The organism is Bacillus sp. 05T31, from assembly GCF_056396725.1.
This window is the reverse complement of sequence record NZ_JBFTMA010001213.1, coordinates 1-682: the sequence shown is the minus strand read 5'-3', so window position 1 is coordinate 682 and position 682 is coordinate 1. Positions and strand designations below refer to the sequence as shown.

The 682-nt window shown below is 39.0% G+C and carries 1 protein-coding gene; it reads left to right on the top strand.

The features are described 5' to 3' along the window. The coding region (locus tag AC1DJR_RS32515; RefSeq protein ID WP_477004515.1) for a penicillin-binding transpeptidase domain-containing protein at window positions 1–440 on the top strand (440 nt) is incomplete at its 5' end. Window positions 441–682: the final 242 nt, after the last annotated feature.

The window sequence follows — 682 nt, the reverse complement described above, 5'->3', positions numbered from 1 at the left end:
GTGTTATTGAAAGGGGAACAGGTGAAAAAGCGAAAGTTAATAATATCGATACCGCAGGCAAGACAGGGACTACCCAGCTTGTAAATGGACCAAGCACTGGTGCGAAGGATTCGTGGTTTGTTGGATACACACCGGATTTAGTAGGTGCGATTTGGGTAGGGTATGATAAAACGGATAGTGAGCATTATGTGCCAGGAGGCAGCCAAATTACAACGACAATGTTCCGGGATATTATGAAGAAAGCGAATGGAAATCCAACTCAAAAGGCATTTCAGTTATCACTAATACCTGAGGCGGATTATACAAAACAATTAAAAACGATTGAGGAAGAAAAACGAAGGAAAGAAGAAGAGAAAAAACGAAAAGAAGAGGAACAACAAAGAAAAGAACAGCAAAATGAATGGATAGATAAAGTGAAAGAGTGGATTCCATTTTGGTAAAAAAAGAGRCGAATAACGAGTTCGCCTCTTTTTTATGAGAAATGAGCGGTTTTATCTCGGTTCAAAATGTGGCAACAGAAAAGAAGTTAGGTGAGAATCGAGCTGCCTATAAAAATTTGATGGGTTTAACTTAATAATCCGTGGGGATGGGAAAAGCGCCACGGATTAAAGCTTCAGTTTATTTATTTAGCGTAACATTGGTCCTACCGAAGGATTKAGAATCATACGTGACGGTTATTATT